Genomic DNA, 14,414 nt, shown 5'->3' with positions numbered 1-14,414 from the left:
GTCAGGACTGCCAGGATTCGATCGGGTTGCCGAGCCAGCGGGTGTCGGCCGGCACGGACTCCGCACGCATCACCAGTGAGGCGGGCCCCAGTGTGCTGCGCGCGCCGACGGTGCTGCCGGGCAGCACGATGCCGCCCGGGCCGAGGGTGGCACCCTCGTGAAGGATCACAGTATCCATCCGCATGATCCGGTCGTGGAAGAGGTGGGTCTGCACGACGCAGCCCCGGTTGATGGTGGCCCCGTCCCCGAGGGTGACCAGGTCCGCTTCGGGCAGCCAGTAGGTCTCGCACCAGACGCCCCGGCCGACCTTGGCGCCGAGCGAGCGCAGCCAGAGGTTGAGCACCGGCGTACCGGGTACCGCGCCGACCAGCCAGGGCACCGCGAGCACCTCGACGAAGGTGTCGGCCAGTTCGTTGCGCCAGACGAAGCCGCTCCACAGCGGGTGCTCGACCGCCCGGAACCGGCCCACCAGCAGCCACTTGGCGGCCACCGAGACCAGGCAGGCGGCCAGCCCGGCGGCCAGCAGCACCAGTCCGGAGAGCAGCGCGGCCAGCAGCACCGAACCCACCGCGGCCAGCTGGGCCAGCGCGGCCAGGGTCAGCGCGCCCAGCGCGGCGGAGCCGAACACCGGCACCAGCCGGCAGACCTCGACCAGACCCCGGGCCCAGAGCAGCCGGGCGGGCGGATCGTAGGTCAGGCTCAGGTCGGCGGTGTCGGCCGAGCGGGGCAGCCGCATCGGCGGCATGCCGAGGTAGGAGCTGCCCTTCTTGGCCTTCTTCGGCGTGGCCGAGAGCACCCCCACCAGACCCCGGTCGGGCACCGCCCGGCCGAGTGCGGTCATCCCCGAGTTGCCGAGGAAGGCCCGCTCGCCGATCTCCGCCTCCCCGAGCCGCAGCCAGCCGCCGCCCAGTTCGTACGGGGCGATCAGGGTGTCGTCGGCCAGGAAGGCGCCGTCCCCGACGGTGGTCAGGCTGGGCAGCGCGAGCACCGTGGAGACCTCGGCCCGGCTGCCGATCTTCATGCCGAGCGCCCGCAGCCAGTACGGGGTGATCAGGCCCGCGTACAGCGGGAAGAGCGTGCCCCGGGCCAGGTCCATCAGCTGACTGACCGTCCAGGCCTGCCAGCCGACCCGGCCGTGCAGCGGGTGACTGCCCGTCCGCAGGCCAATGCTCAGCAGCCGGACGGCGACCAGCAGCACGGTCGCGTACACCAGGCCGTAGGCCAGCGTGGCGGGGACCAGCGCGAGCAGGGCGCCGGTCAGCGCGGCGCCCAGGCTGTCGCCGGGGTGCACGAAACGGCTCACCACGGCGAGCGCGGCCAGCGCCGAGAGCACCGGCAGCAGGCTCAGCCCGAGCCCGCTGGCACCGTACAGCGCAGCCCAGCGGGCCCGGCGCGGCGGGCGCTGCTTGGGCCAGCTGCGCTCGGCCTTGCCGAGCTTGGCGGCCGGTGCGCCGGCCCAGCGCTGGCCGGTGGGGATCTGGCCGGTGACACCGGAGCCGGGCGCGACCTGGGCCCGCTTGCCGACCCGGGCGCCGGGCAGCAGGGTGCTGCGGGTGCCGATCACCGCGCCGGAGCCGACCCTGACCTGGCCGACCTCGAGACGGTCGCCGTCCAGCCAGTAGCCGGACAGGTCGACCTCGGCCTCGATCGCGCAGCCCCGGCCGAGCCGGAGCAGGCCGGTGACCGGCGGCAGCGAGTGCAGGTCCACCTCGGGGCCGATCCGGGCGCCGAGTGCGCGGCCGTAGCGGACCAGCCAGGCACCGGAGAGTTCGGTGGCGCCGGAGACCTCGGCCAGCCGCTCGGCGGTCCACAGCCGCAGGTGCATCGAGCCGCCGCGCGGGTAGCTGCCGGGGCGCAGGCCGCGCAGCAGCAGCCGGGCACCACCGGCCGCGACGGCCAGCCGTCCCGGCGGGCTGAACAGCAGCAGCGCACCCGCTCCGACCACCCACCAGGAGGCGGTCGGCGCCCACGGGTAGCTGCCGAACCAGGCCAGCGCGTTGCCCAGCGCCAGCAGCCCGACCGTCCAGCGCAGGCCGACCAGGGTGAACAGCGGCAGCAGCAACAGGGTCTGCACCACCTTGGCCCGGGTGGGCACCAGAGCAATGGTGCGGGCGGCGCCGTCGCCCTGGGCGGAGCGCTCCAGGTGCCGGGCCAGCTTGCGCAGGGTGGGCTGCTGGTAGATGTCCAGCACGGCGGCGGCCGGGTAGCGGCTGCGCAGCAGGGTGGTCAGCCGGGCGGCGGCCAGGCTGCCGCCGCCGATCGCGAAGAAGTCGTCCTGGGCGCTGCCGACCTGGATCCCGAGGATCTCGGTCCACTGCTCGGCCAGCCAGGCCTCGGTGCCGTAGAGCTGCTCGCCGGGCCCGCCGGTGGTCAGACCGGGCAGCGGCCAGGGCAGCGCGGCGCGGTCCACCTTGCCGGAGGTCCGGGTCGGCAGGCTCTCCACCGGGGCGAGCAGCGGCACCAGGGCGGCGGGGAGTTCGGCCCGCAGCTGTTCGACGGCGGCGGCCTGGTCCCAGCCCTCCTGGGTGACCAGGTAGCCGACCAGCAGCTGGTTGCCGCCCTTGGCGGTCCGGACGGCGGCGGCCGCGCCGGCCACCCCGGGCAGGGCCTGGAGTGCGGCGTCCACCTCGCCGAGTTCGATCCGGCGGCCGCCGAGCTTGATCTGCTCGTCGCCCCGGCCGAGGAAGATCAGGCCCTCGGGGTCGGCCTGCACCAGGTCGCCGCTGCGGTAGGCGCGGGCCCAGCCGAGCGACTCCAGCGGGGCGTACTTCTCGGCGTCCTTCTCGGGGTCGAGGTAGCGGGCCAGGCCGACGCCGCCGATCACCAGCTGGCCGGTGCCGCCCATCGGGACCGGCTGCCCGGCCTCGTCCACCACGGCCAGCTCCCAGCCGTCCAGCGGGAGGCCGATCCTGACCGGGCCCTCGCCGCTGAGCAGCGCGCCGCAGGCGACCACGGTGGCCTCGGTGGGCCCGTAGGTGTTCCACACCTCGCGGCCCTCGGTGACCAGGCGCTGGACCAGCTCGGGCGGGCAGGCCTCGCCGCCGAAGATCAGCAGCCGGACCTCGATCAGCGCCTCGGCGGGCCAGAGTGCGGCCAGCGTGGGCACGGTGGAGACCACGGTGATCTCCTGCTCGGCCAGCCAGGGGCCGAGGTCGGCGCCACCGCGCACCTGCGAGCGCGGGACGGGCACCAGGCAGGCGCCGTAGCGCCAGGCTAGCCACATCTCCTCGCAGGAGGCGTCGAAGGCGACCGACAGCCCGGCCATCACCCGGTCACCGGGGCCGATCGGCTCCTCCTGGAGGAACATCGCGGCCTCGGCGTCCACGAAAGCGGCGGCGTTCGCGTGGGTGACGGCGACGCCCTTCGGCTTCCCGGTGGAGCCGGAGGTGAAGATGATCCAGGCGTCGTCGGCCGGGGTCGGCCGGACCCCGGGGCGGCCGGTGGTCGGGCGGCCCGTGACGGTGAGCGCCCGCTCGGCGCCCAGTACGGCGGCCACGGCGGCCTCGCCGAAGACCAGCTCGGCCCGCTCGTCCGGGTCCTCGGCGTCCACCGGGACGTACGCGGCTCCGGCGGCGAGCACCGCCAGGATGCAGATGTAGAGGTCGTTGCTGCCCGACGGCACCCGGACGCCGACCCGGTCACCGGCCCCGATCCCGGCGGCCGCCAGCCGACGGCGCACCGTCTCCACCTCGACGGCCAGCGCCCGGTAGCTCAGGGTGCTGTGGCCGTCGTCCAGGGCGGGCTCCTGCGGGTGCGCCCGGGCAGTGGCCTCCAGCACGTCGAGCAGGGTACGGGTCGCCGGGGCCTGCCCTGCCGAGAACAGCGCGAGCGGGCCTGCTGCCTCGTCCTGCCGGGTGGAGATCTGCATCGTCAAAAGCTGTGTGCCCCTTTGTCCGTCTCCCCCGTCCATGACTGATGCCAGGCCCTGGGGGGACTGCGCCGCACGCCCCGACCGGACGCCGCGCTCCAGGCCGAAGCGGACAACCCAACCGATGGTAGCCCGGTGTCGAACCCCTTCGAAGGAGCCCCAACTCACCCGACTGGCCCAATCCATCGGATAACTGACGTATCGTCAGGGACGACAACCTGGCGAAAGGAACGGAATTGACGGTCCGTCAGATGATCTGACTGGCCGTCAGGTCGATTTCGGCACTGTGACCCATGCCATACCCCGGCGGGCGTGTCGCCTTCCCGTTCAGGCGCCGGCCCCGTGCGGGAAGGCCCGACCGAGCAGCTCCGACAGACTTCGGCGCTCGGCGTCGTCGAGCTGCGCCAGGCCGGGCAGGCCGGTGGTGATCTCGGCCCTGATCCGCCGGACGGCGGCCTCGCCCTCCGGGGTCAGCAGCACCGTCTTGACCCGGCGGTCGGCCGGATCGGGCTCCCGGCGGAGCAGGCCGCGCGCCTCCAGCCGGTCGACCAGGCCGGTGACGTTGGAGGCGTCACAGCCGAGCAGCTCGGCAAGGGCCCGCATCGGCATCGGGCAGCTCAGCAGACTGAGCAGCTTGCCCTGGATCAGGGTCAGGCCCTGACTCCCCGCCACCACGGCAAAGCTCCGGTAGTAGCAGGCGGCGGCGTGGGCGAGCTGCTCCATCAGCAGCTCCGGGCCGGGCGCGGGTGCGGTGGTCGGTGCGGTCGGGTTCATGGAGCCAGTCTAGGCCCGATTACTTGACATCCTCAATCATCGAGGTCTACCTTCAATTTATTGCTTGATGAGTTCAACCATCTACCTCATCAAATCTTTCTGTTCTGGAGCACCGCCATGAAGGCCATCACCTACCGCACCTACGGCAGCCCCGACGTCCTCGAGTTCGGCGAGGTCCCGCAGCCCAAGCTCGGCCCGGACTCCGTCCTGGTCAAGGTCAAGGCCGCCTCCGTCAACCCGGTGGACTGGAAGATCCAGGCGGGCTACCTGGACAGCGTGATGGACGTGGTCTTCCCGGCGATCCCGGGCTGGGACGTCTCCGGCGTGGTGGAGCAGGTCGGCGTCAGCGTCACCGAGTTCGCACCGGGCGACGAGGTCATGGGGTACGTCCGCGAGGACCTGGTCGGCCGCGGCACCTTCGCCGAGTACGTCGCCGCGCCCGTCCGCACCCTCGCCCACAAGCCCGCCGCCCTCGGCTTCGAGGCCGCCGCCGGTCTGCCGCTGGCCGGTCTGACCGCCTACCAGGCGCTCACCCGCGCGCTGGAGGTCAAGCCCGGCGAGACGGTGCTGGTGCACGCGGCGGCCGGCGGCGTCGGCTCGCTCGCGGTCCAGATCGCCACCGCGCTCGGCGCCCGGGTGATCGGCACCGCCAGCGAGCGCAACCACGACTTCCTGCGCGGCCTCGGCGCCGAGCCGGTCGCGTACGGCGAGGGCCTGGCGGACCGGGTCCGCGCGCTCGCCCCCGMCGGCGTCGACGCCGTGCTCGACCTGGTCGGCGGCGACGCCCTCCAGGTCTCCCCCGAGCTGCTCGCCGCAGGCGGCCGGCTGGCCTCGATCGCCGACGGCGCCGTGCTCGCCCTCGGCGGCAAGTACGTCTTCGTCCGGCCCGACACCGCCGACCTCACCGCGCTGGCCGAGCTGGCCGACCAGGGCCTGCTGACCGTCGAGGTGGCCGCCACCTTCCCGCTGGAGCAGACGGCCGACGCCCAGCGCCTGAACGCCGAGGGCCATACCCGGGGCAAGATTGTCGTCACCGTCGCCTGAGACCGACCGCTGACCGACCGTCAGGGCGGGTGCCGGCACCCGCCCTGACGCTCACCGACCTCCCGGAGCACGATCACCATGACCACACCTTCCGCCGCCACCGTGGTGGCCGGGCTGCGCGCCACCTTCGCCACCGGCCGTACCAGGTCGATCGACTGGCGGCTCGGCCGGCTCGCCGCGCTGCGCGCGCTGCTCACCGAGCAGAGCGAGACGTTCCAGCAGGCCCTGCACGCCGACCTGGGCAAGGGCCCGGCCGAGGCGTACCGCACCGAGATCGGCTTCACACTGCACGAACTCGACCACACGGTCCGGAATCTGACGCAGTGGCTGGAGCCGAAGGCCGCCGCCGTGCCCGAGGTCTTCCAGCCGGCCGAGGCCCGGGTGGTGCGGGAGCCGCTCGGCGTGGTGCTGGTGATCGCGCCCTGGAACTACCCGCTGCAACTGGCACTCGCCCCGCTGGTGGGGGCACTGGCGGCCGGTAACACCGTGCTGGTGAAGCCGAGCGAGCTCGCGCCCGCCACTTCCGCCGCGCTCGCCCGGCTGCTGCCGCAGTACCTCGGCCCGGACGCCGTCGCGGTGGTCGAGGGCGCGGTGCCGGAGACCACCGCTCTGCTGGAGCAGCGCTTCGACCACATCTTCTACACCGGCAACGGTGCGGTCGGCCGGATCGTGATGGCCGCCGCCGCCAAGCACCTCACCCCCGTCACCCTGGAGCTCGGCGGCAAGAGCCCGGTGGTGGTGGACACCGACGCCGATCTCGCCGTCACCGCCCGGCGGCTGGTCCGGGGCAAGTTCCTGAACGCCGGTCAGACCTGCGTCGCCCCGGACTACGTGCTCGCCGTCGGCGACACCGCCGCCCGGTTGGAGACCGAGCTCGCGGCGGCGGTCCAGGAGGCGTACGGTGACGACCCGTCGGCCGACCCGGAGTACGGACGGATCGTCAACACGCGGCACTTCGACCGGCTCACCGCCCTGCTCGGCAACGGCCGCACCGTCACCGGCGGCACCCACGACCGGGACGCCCGCTACCTGGCGCCGACCGTGCTGGCGGACGTCTCCCCCGAGGCGGCGGTGATGCGCGCCGAGATCTTCGGCCCGATCCTGCCGGTACTCCCGGTGCCCGACCTGGACGCGGCGATCGCCTTCGTCAACGAGCGCGACAAGCCGCTGGCGCTGTACGCCTTCACCGAGTCCGAGCTGACCAAGCAGCGGCTGACCGAGGAAACCTCCTCCGGCGCCCTGGTGTTCGGCCTGCCGGTCTCCCACCTGGCCGTGCCCGAGCTCCCGTTCGGCGGGGTCGGCGAGAGCGGCATGGGCCGCTACCACGGCGAGTACTCGATCGACACCTTCAGCCACACCAAGGCGGTGCTGGACAAGCCGCTGCACTGAACCCTTATCGGGCGGGAAGCCGGACCGTGACGAGCAGGCCACCGGCGGGGCGGGGTGTGAGGTCGAGCGTCCCGTGATGTGCCCGGACGATGCTGTGCACGATGGCCAACCCGAGGCCGACGCCGGCGTGCTCGTCGGTACGGACACGCTCCGTCCCGCGCTGGAACGGCTCGACGAGGGTCGGTACCAGTTCCGGTGGGAGCAGCCGGCCCGTGTTCTCGACCCGCAGCACGCTCGCGTCGCCGGACGCCTCGGTGTGGACCGTCACGGTGCCGCCGGCCGGGAGGTTGTGGACGATGGCGTTCTGGACCAGGTTCGTCACCATCCGCAGCAGGAGCTCCGCGGAGCCGCTGGTCCTGGCTGCCCCGCCGGTGACGTCGAGCGTGATCCGGCGCTGTTCGGCGAGCGGAAGCAGCGTTTCGGCGGCCTCTTCCGCGAGGAGGGAGAGGTCGACGCTCTCCCGGGTGAAGGCTCCGCGGTCGCCGCGGCCGAGCAGCAGCAAGGCCTCGGTGAGGTCGATCGCCCGCGTGTTGACGGCGTGCAGGCGTTCGATGAGTTCGTCCCGGTCCCGGGTGGGGTCCTTGCGGGCGACGTCGAGGAGCGTCCGCGAGATCGCCAGCGGGGTGCGCAGTTCGTGCGAGGCGTTCGCGGCGAACCTCTGCTGCTCGGCGACCTGGGACTCGAGTTGGTCGAGCATCGAGTCGAAGGCGTCGGAGAGTTCCCGGAATTCGTCCTGACGGCCCGTCATCCGGATCCGGTCGGACAGCGACCCGGTCCCGGCCAGCCGCGCCGCAGCCGTGATCCGGGTGAGTGGCGCGAGCATCCGGCCGGCCAGGATCCACCCTCCCAGCAGGCCGAGTACCAGCAGGAACGCCAGCACGGCGGCCGCCCTCGGAGCGAAGACGTGCAGGAGGTTGGACCGGACGGGAAAGACACCTTCGGTGAGGGTGCCGCTGGAGACGAGGAGCGCACGCTCGGGGACGTACCGCAGCAGGAACACCCACACCGCCCCGAGCAGCAGGACGCTCGCCAGCATGAGGAACCCGGCATAGCTGAGCGTGAGCCTCAGTCGGGCGCTGAGCCCGGGGCGTCTATCCACGCGCACTCCCGGGAGCGTCGATCCGGTAGCCGACACCAGGCACTGTGGCGATGAGCGATGGTTCGCCGAGCCGCTTGCGCAGTGCGGAGACGGTGATGCGGACGGCGTTGGTGAGGGGGTCGGCGTTCTCGTCCCAGGCCCGTTCCAACAGCTCTTCGGCGCTGACCACCCCGCCCTCGGCGGCGACCAGGACCTCCAGCACGGCGAACTGCTTGCGGGTGAGCGCGACATAGCGCCCGTCGCGGAAGACCTCCCGGCGGAACGGGTCCAGCCGCAGGCCCGCGATCTCGCGGACCGGCGGCCGGGCGTACGCGCGTCTGCGGTCGAGCGCCCGCAGCCGCAGGACCAACTCCCGCAGCTCGAACGGTTTGGTGAGGTAGTCGTCGGCGCCGAGCCCGAACCCGGAGGCCTTGTCGTCGATCCGGTCGGCGGCCGTGAGCATGAGGATCGGGATACCGCTGCCGGAGGCGACGATCCGCCGGGCGACCTCGTCGCCGGAGGGGCCGGGGATGTCGCGGTCGAGGACCGCGAGGTCGTAGGAGTTGGTGCTCAGCAGCTCCAGGGCGGAGGCGCCGTCGCCGGCGATGTCGGCGGCGATCGCCTCCAGCCGCAGACCGTCCCGGACCGCTTCGGCCAGGTAGGGCTCGTCCTCCACGATCAGTACGCGCATGCCTGCAAGCCTAGGACCGACCGGCAGTTGGGGTGCGCCACCAGCGGCGCGACGCCAGCGCGGCCAGCACGGCGCCGGTGGCGTTGACCAGGACGTCGTCCACGGAGGACACCCGGTCCAGCTGCAGGACGTACTGCGCGGTCTCGATCAGGACCGAGCAGCCCGCCCCGAGTGCCAGGATCCGCGGCACGGACGCCAGTGCCGCGAACCGCACCGGGGCGAAGAACCCCAGCGCCGCGAGGACCAGCAGGTTGCCGCCGATCCCGATCGGCCCCATCGTGACCAGGTCCCGCAGCGGTATCAGGCTCAGCCGGCCCGGGACGATGCCGGCCCCGGGCCCGGGCATCATGGTCATCCAGATCCACGGCACCGTCCCGTGGACCATGCCCACCTCGGCCAGCGACATCCGCCACGCCGAGCTGACGCCGGCGGCCTGCCGACGGCGCGCCAGGGCCCACACCACCAGCCCGGCCACCGGCAGCGCGACCAAGGTGACGAGCACCACGCCGTTGAACGTGTCGAGGCAGCCGTGCCACCGCCCGGCCAGGCACCTCGGAGCGGACATCATGAGCGGCCCCCGCACGACGAGCAGGGCGCTCGCCGTACCGAGGACCGCCAGGCCGAGAAGTACGGTCCTGCGCGTGCGGCGGGGTGGTGCCGACAGGGCTGCGTTCTGGTTCACGCCCCTATTGGACACGGAAGACCGTTGCGGTGGCGTATGCGATTTTCGATACGCCCGCGATACGCCCGCGATGCCCGGAGTTCGTCAGGACCGGCCGGTCACATAGCCGCCGTCCACCCGGAGCACGTGCCCCGTGACGAAGCCCGCCGATGCGAGGTACCGCACCGCCTCGGCGATCTCCGAGACCTCGCCGACCCGGTTCAGCAGTGCCAGCCCGCCGTAGGCGTCCACCTCGGTGCCCTCGTGCAGCGGCGTCCGGACGATGCCCGGGGCCACCAGGTTGACCCGGATGCCCTCGGCGGCCAACTCGGCGGCCAGGCTGACGGTGAGGGCGTGCACCCCGGCCTTGCTGACGATCGGGGCCGAGCACGGGAAGCCGGCGATCGAGTGCTCCACCAGCACGGTGCCGATGTTGACGATGCTGCCGCCGCCGCCCTGTCGGCGCAGCTGCCTGACCACCGCCTGGGTGGTCAGATAGGTGCCCTTGAGGTTGCCGGCCAGGAAGCCGTCCAGCTCCCCCTCGGTGACCTCGGTGAACGGCTTCGCGGCGAACGTACCGGCGTTGTTGACCAGGACATCCACCCGGCCGAACCGCTCGACCGCCGTACGCACCAGGGCCTCGCCGGTCGCCGCGTCGCCGATGCCGCCGCTGACGGTGGCCACCCGCGACCCCGCGCCGAGCAGCGCGGCCGCCTTGGCCAGCCGCTCTGGGTCGCGCCCGTTGAGGACCACGTTGGCCCCCTGGGCCAGGAAGGCGCGGGCGATGTCGAGGCCGATGCCGCTGGACGAGCCGGTGACGACGACTGTGCTGGTGTCGACTGTGGTGGTGTCGGACATGGTTGATCCTCCGTCAGGTTCTGCTGGGGTGATACGAGAACCGTACGAAGACCCGCGCCATAACTCCACGACCGATTCTGAAGTGAGTCATAATCTCTTGTTATGGACGTCGATCTGCGGGACCTCGAACTCCTCAACACCGTGGCCGCCACCGGCACCCTGACCGCCGCCGCCGAGCTGCTCTACGTCAGTCAGCCCGCGCTCAGCCAGCGGCTGACCCGGCTGGAGGGCCGGCTCGGCTCCCAGCTGTTCGACCGTCAGGGGCGCGGGCTGGTGCCGAACGCGGCCGGCCAGCGGATGCTGCTGGCCGCACGTCAGGTGCTGGCCGAACTCGACTCGGCCACCCGGGACGTCCGGGAGATGCGGGACGGCCGGGACCGCCGGGTCCGCCTGGCGGTCCAGTGCAGCACCACCTTCCAGTGGCTGCCGCCGGTCATCCAGGGCTTCCGCGCGCGGTGCCCCGGCGCCGAGGTCCGGATCGAGTCGCTGCCCGCCGACACCCTGATCACCGCGCTGCTGGAGGACCGCCTCGACATCGCGCTGATCACCAAGCCCGACCCGCAGATGGACCGGCTCCGGCTGACCGCGCTGTTCGACGACGAGATGGTCGCGGTCGTCCCGGCGGGCCACCCCTGGGCCGGGCTCCCGCATCTGACGGCCCGGGACTTCGACGGCGCGCACCTGGTGCTCTACGACCTCTACGACCCGAGCCGGGTCCCCAGCACGCCGCTCCCCGTGCCGCACGGCGCCAGGCCCGCCCGGATCACCACCATGCCGGTCATCACCGATCTCCTGATCGAGATGGTCGCCAGCGGCCAGGGCGTCACCGTCCTGCCGCAGTGGGTGGCCGCCCCGTACGTCGGCTCGCACGGCCTGGCGCTGGTCCGGATCGGCGTCGACCCCACCATCCGCACCTGGTACTGCGCCACCCGCCCGGGCACCCGCCCTGCTCTGGTCGAGGCACTGGCGGAGGAGCTCACCCGCCAGTTGCACCGCTGAGTACGAAGGGCGGCGACCACCCCACCGGGTGACCGCCGCCCTCATGTTCAGCGGGCCGTCGCCCCCTTGGTCGAGACCGCGACGTAACTCACCCGCATCGGGTGCCCCGGCTCGGTGGCCGAGGTAACCGCGCCGCCGAGGGCGGTCGGAAGGTTGCCGCCCACCGCCACGTTCAGGATCAGGAACAGGCCGTGGTGCACCGCCCGGTCCCAGGTCGCGGCGTCCATCTGAGCGGCCGTCACCTTGTGGTACTCGCGGCCGTCCAGGTACCAGCGCACCTGCTCCGCACCGGCGGTGAAGTCGACCTCGACCGCGTAGGTGTGGAAGGACTTCCGGCAGTCGGTGCACGGCCGGTCGCCCGAGCCGAGCCCCTTCGGCTCCTGGCAGGGGCCGCCGTTCAGGGTGCCGCAGTGCATCGTCCCGAACACCGAGTCCCGGCCGTTGACGTGCTCCATCACGTCCAGTTCACCGATCGCGGGCCAGCCGGTGTACCCGTCCCGCAGCCCGGCCCCGAGGGTCCAGAAGGCGGGCCAGTATCCGGCCGCCGCCGGTCCGGTGACGTCGGGCAGCGCGATCGAGGCCTCGATCCGCAGCACCCCACCGGGCGGCGGCGTCAGGTCGGACCGGCGGGACTCGATCCGGCCCGAGCTCCACCGGCCGTCCGCCAGCGTGGGCACGATCTCCAGCGCGCCCTTGCCGTCCAGCCGGACATTGGCGGTGGAGTCGGTCATCGTCTCGATCTCGCCCGTGCCCCACTGCGGAGCCGGGCAGCCGGGATAGCAAGTACCCAGGTCGTACTGCCAGTCGGCGGCCGAAGGGCGGCTGCCCGCCGGGCCGTCGAAGTCGTCCCGCAGCACCTGGGTCCAGCCGTCCGCGCCGGGAGTACTCCGGGCGGGCAGCGCCCCGGAATCGGTCAGCAGCCGCTCCAGCCGGGGCGTGAGCACGATCGCCGCGACGTTGGTCAGGTGCGCGTCGTCGCGGTACAGCAGGATGCGCTCCAGGACGGCCGGGCAACTGCGGTCCGTACCGGGGCAGATGACCGAGTTCACCTCCACCGACCGTACGCCCGGCAGCCGCCCGGCCGCGATCGCCTGGGCCAGCGGGTCGGGCCACTGCGCCTGCTCGCGGCCGAAGGCGCAGGCCGCCGGGTCCTCGGTGTGTCCGGAGACGCAGGCCGGGATGTCCGTACCAGGGATCGGGGTGTCCTGGAGGTAGACGATCGGGACGCCGAGCGCGCGCAGCGGCGCGAGCGTCTTCTCCCAGGCGGCCAGCAGCAGTTGCTGGTCGTCGGTGTAGCGGTTGAGCGAGGAGACCACGATCAGCCGGGGCTTGGGCCCCTGCTGCAGCCTGCTCAGGGCGGCCGCCCGCCAGCTGTCGCACTCCCGGTAGGTCCGCCCCAACTGCGGGTTGATGACCGTGAGTTCCGGCAGCGGGCAGCCCTGCTTGACCAACTCCTCCAGCGCCCACTGCCGTTCGGCCGCAACCGCCAGCAGCGGGGAGAACCACTGGCCGGCGTGCGAGTCGCCGAGCAGCACGATCCGGTCCGGGCTGGTGGTGACGCCGAACAGGCAGGCCGGGCTGGTGGTGGCGGCCGGGGCCACCTCGCACTCGCCGTCCGGCGGGAAGTCCTTCCGCGCCTGCGCGGCGTCCGGGACCACCGGGCCGCCCTTGAGCGGTGCGCCGGTCTGGGCCAGCAGCGACCTGCCGTCGGCCGCGCCGGGCGGCAGGCCGAGCGGGTCGACCGGGCCCGCCGGGCCGAGCAGCCGGAGCGTCCCGGTGCCGACCACCAGGGCCAGCACCACCGGGACGACCACTGCGGCCAGGCCCAACGAGAGCCCCCGCCTGGGCAGTTCGGAGAGAATCCGGCTACGGCGCAGCGGCTGCTCGATCCAGTGCAGCGCCGCCATCGCGGGCAGTGCGGCGGCCGCCGTCAGGGCCACCTTCACCGGCCAGTCCAGTGCCCCGAACCGGGCCTCGACCAGCACCAGCACCGGCCAGTGCCAGAGGTAGAGGTTGTAGGAGAGCCGGCCCACCGCCCGGGGCGCCCGGGCCGACAGCAGCCGGTCCACGCCGAACCGGGTGTCCGGCACCGGGGTGACGCCGCTCCGGTCGGGCGTGCCCGCCAGGATCACGGCGGCGGTGGCCAGCGTCGGCACCAGCGCCGCGTACCCGGGGTAGGGGGTGGTGGCGTCGTAGCCGACGGCGCACCAGCCGATCGCCAGCAGCCCCGCCCAGCCGCAGAGCAGCCGCAGAGCATGCGGTCCTGGCAGCTTGTGCCAGGGCAGCAGCGCGAGCAGCGCGCCGATCCCGAACTGCCAGACCCGGGACGGCGTTCCGAGGTAGGCGAGCGAGACCGAGCCGTGCGTCCAGTACAGCGAGAGACCGAAGGACCCGACCGTCAGCAGCCCGGCCAGCACGGTCACCGTCGAACGCACCGCCCGGCCGCGCCGGGTGGCCCGGGCGGCGAAGAAGACGATCACGGCGAGCAGCGGAGCCCAGCCGAGGTAGAACTGCTCCTCCACCGCGAGCGACCAGAAGTGCAGCAGCGGGCTGTGCTCCCGGCCGGCCGCCAGGTAGTCGGTCTGCTGGGCCACGAAGCGCCAGTTGGCGACGGACAGCGCCGAGGCCAGCACGTCGTACTCGAGGTCGGTACGGCGCAACGGGACGGTCAGCCAGGCGCCGGCCAGCGCGACCGCGCCGAGCACCAGCGCAGCCGAGGGCAGCAGTCGGCGGGCCCGGCGGGAGAAGAACTCCCCCAGCCTGATCCGTCCGGTGGTGATCGCCTCGCGCACCAGCAGACTGGTGATCAGGTAGCCGGAGATGACGAAGAAGACGTCCACGCCGACGAATCCGCCGGCCAGGCCGGGGACGGAGGCGTGGAAGGCGAGCACCGCGAGCACCGCCACGGCGCGCAGGCCCTCGATGTCGGGGCGGAATCCCTTGGGTCCGGGCGCCCGCTTCGGGGCGGCGGAACTGCGGGACGGTGGACCAGGAATGGTGAAGGTCTCCGGACGAAGGTCCGGAACCACGGTCGAGGACATCGGTGTGACGA

The 14,414-nt window shown here is 73.0% G+C and carries 10 protein-coding genes; 3 read left to right on the top strand and 7 right to left on the bottom strand.

Annotated elements, in window-relative coordinates:
* Position 1 precedes the first annotated feature (1 nt).
* Positions 2–3,868 carry a Pls/PosA family non-ribosomal peptide synthetase gene (locus tag ACXJMZ_RS06745; protein WP_457029040.1) on the bottom strand — a complete coding sequence of 1,289 codons (3,867 nt, stop codon included), beginning with the start codon at positions 3,866–3,868 and terminating at the stop codon, positions 2–4.
* Between the two features lie 327 nt (positions 3,869–4,195).
* On the bottom strand, positions 4,196–4,642 hold the full coding sequence (locus ACXJMZ_RS06740; protein WP_457029039.1) for a MarR family winged helix-turn-helix transcriptional regulator: 447 nt from the start codon (positions 4,640–4,642) through the stop codon (positions 4,196–4,198).
* Positions 4,643–4,759: 117 nt separating this feature from the next.
* Between ACXJMZ_RS06740 and ACXJMZ_RS06735 the strand changes: the two genes are divergently transcribed.
* Positions 4,760–5,686, top strand: coding sequence for an NADP-dependent oxidoreductase (locus tag ACXJMZ_RS06735; RefSeq protein WP_457029038.1), 927 nt, complete (start codon positions 4,760–4,762; stop codon positions 5,684–5,686).
* A gap of 78 nt (positions 5,687–5,764) precedes the next feature.
* Positions 5,765–7,075, top strand: a complete 1,311-nt coding sequence (locus ACXJMZ_RS06730; protein WP_457029037.1) for an aldehyde dehydrogenase family protein — start codon at positions 5,765–5,767, stop codon at positions 7,073–7,075.
* Positions 7,076–7,079: 4 nt separating this feature from the next.
* On the opposite strand, the gene ACXJMZ_RS06725 is transcribed toward ACXJMZ_RS06730, so the two are convergent.
* The 4 genes from ACXJMZ_RS06725 to ACXJMZ_RS06710 all read right to left on the bottom strand — a co-directional run bounded on the left by ACXJMZ_RS06725 (position 7,080) and on the right by ACXJMZ_RS06710 (position 10,363).
* Entirely contained in the window at positions 7,080–8,174 is a 1,095-nt protein-coding gene (locus ACXJMZ_RS06725; RefSeq protein ID WP_457029036.1) for a sensor histidine kinase, read from the bottom strand.
* Positions 8,167–8,844, bottom strand: coding sequence for a response regulator transcription factor (locus ACXJMZ_RS06720; protein ID WP_457029035.1), 678 nt, complete (start codon positions 8,842–8,844; stop codon positions 8,167–8,169). The genes ACXJMZ_RS06725 and ACXJMZ_RS06720 overlap by 8 nt, the downstream gene beginning before the upstream one ends.
* A gap of 10 nt (positions 8,845–8,854) precedes the next feature.
* Entirely contained in the window at positions 8,855–9,526 is a 672-nt protein-coding gene (locus ACXJMZ_RS06715; RefSeq protein WP_457029034.1) for a VanZ family protein, read from the bottom strand.
* Between the two features lie 84 nt (positions 9,527–9,610).
* Complete coding sequence (locus ACXJMZ_RS06710; RefSeq protein WP_457029033.1) at positions 9,611–10,363, bottom strand: SDR family NAD(P)-dependent oxidoreductase; 753 nt, start codon at positions 10,361–10,363, stop codon at positions 9,611–9,613.
* A gap of 102 nt (positions 10,364–10,465) precedes the next feature.
* On the opposite strand from ACXJMZ_RS06710, the gene ACXJMZ_RS06705 reads away from it, so the two are divergent.
* Positions 10,466–11,362, top strand: a complete 897-nt coding sequence (locus tag ACXJMZ_RS06705) for a LysR family transcriptional regulator (protein ID WP_457029032.1) — start codon at positions 10,466–10,468, stop codon at positions 11,360–11,362.
* A gap of 47 nt (positions 11,363–11,409) precedes the next feature.
* Here the strand turns inward: ACXJMZ_RS06705 and ACXJMZ_RS06700 are convergent, their stop codons facing one another.
* On the bottom strand, positions 11,410–14,403 hold the full coding sequence (locus tag ACXJMZ_RS06700) for an acyltransferase family protein (RefSeq protein ID WP_457029031.1): 2,994 nt from the start codon (positions 14,401–14,403) through the stop codon (positions 11,410–11,412).
* Between the last annotated feature and the right edge of the window lie 11 nt (positions 14,404–14,414).

Source organism: Kitasatospora sp. P5_F3, assembly GCF_054049135.1.
This window is presented reverse-complemented; position numbering and strand designations above follow the sequence as displayed.